This window comes from Lysinibacillus sp. FW301-JW8, from assembly GCF_058788755.1.
On the sequence record NZ_JBYTBB010000145.1, the window covers coordinates 1 to 1,380 of the forward strand.

The window sequence follows — 1,380 nt, forward strand, 5'->3', positions numbered from 1 at the left end:
TGGAATGTCAACACTAATTTGAACAAATCCTTTAAGGGCGATTTTGTTATGAAGTGGCTTGACATGGAGCCTCTATGGGCATGATTCTTGCGCCAAGGAACCAACTTCATAGAACTGGCTCTGCCAAACGGAGGCTATCATGCCCACCACTCCATGTAAAGCCGTTCTTCGATGGTTGTTATATATACTGCTTTTTAAATTGAGCTGGTGTAAGATATCCAAGAGTTTGGTGAATGCGAATATTATTGAACCAATTCACATAATCCCAAAGTTCAAGCTCAAGTTGTTCCTGGGTTAAGAAAGTACGTTGGTAGACAAATTCAACTTTGAAACTCTTGTATGTAGCTTCTGCAACGGCATTATCATACGGACATCCTTTTGCGCTTAGTGAGCGTTGGATTCCAAACGTTTCAGTTGCTTCGGTCATTAGTTTATTATCAAACTCTGAACCTCGATCTGTATGAAAAAGTTGCACATTTGTTAAGTTTCCTTTAATACTACTTAGCGCTTTATAGACAAGCGCCGCATCTTTATTCGGTCCAGCACTTGCACCGACAATTTCGCGATTAAAGAGATCGACAAATAAGCATACATAGTGCCATTTTTTCCCGACCCGTACGTATGTCAAATCACTGACTAAAACTGATAATGCCTTTTCTTGTTCAAATTCACGATTTAGCACATTGGCTACTGGTGCTTCATTACTTCGATTTTTCTGCGGTTTAAAATAGGCGACCGTGTAGTTCGAGACAAGGCCTAGATGTTTCATGATTCGACTAATTCGTCGTCTTGAAACGATCTTATTCTGCTTTTCTAGTTCTTTTTTTATTTTACGTGTCCCGTAATTATCACGGCTTTGTTTGAAGATGACATAAATAGCCTCTTGTAAATCAGCTTCTTGTGCTTGTCGTTCATCGTCTTCGCGTATTTTTAAGTGGTAGTAATATGAACTTCTTGGAATTTGTAGGACGTCGCACATTGCTGATACCGAATATTTGTGAGCGTTGTGCCGAATCACATCTATTTTCGTCCCATGATCAGCGCTGCTTGCTTTAAGATATCGTTTTCCATTCGCAGTCGTTGTACTTCTTTACGTAGCTCTACTAGTTCATTTTCTTCCTGTGAACGGTTATCTTCTGCCTTAAATGAACCAGTCTCTTGATGGTTTTTAATCCAACGATCCAGTGCAGATGGTGTAATATCATATTCTCTCACAATATCTGCACGAGATTTACCATTTTCATATAGCTTCACCATTTGAAGTTTAAAATCGGTTGTAAAAGTTCGACGTTGACGTGACATGAAAACACGCTCCTTTAGGTTAGTAATTATAGTGTACTAGCCCTTATAGAATCTGTCTAACCTAGTGTAGCCTATCCA

1 protein-coding gene is annotated in these 1,380 nt (G+C 39.3%); it reads right to left on the minus strand.

Annotated elements, in window-relative coordinates; all coding sequences use genetic code 11:
* Positions 1-178 precede the first annotated feature (178 nt).
* Positions 179-1,302 (minus strand): IS3 family transposase gene (locus tag AC3WOM_RS26645; RefSeq protein ID WP_492449200.1). Its coding sequence is split into 2 segments (ribosomal slippage): positions 179-1,059 and positions 1,059-1,302, totalling 1,125 coding nucleotides; the frame shifts between segments, so codons are not numbered across the junction.
* Positions 1,303-1,380 lie beyond the last annotated feature (78 nt).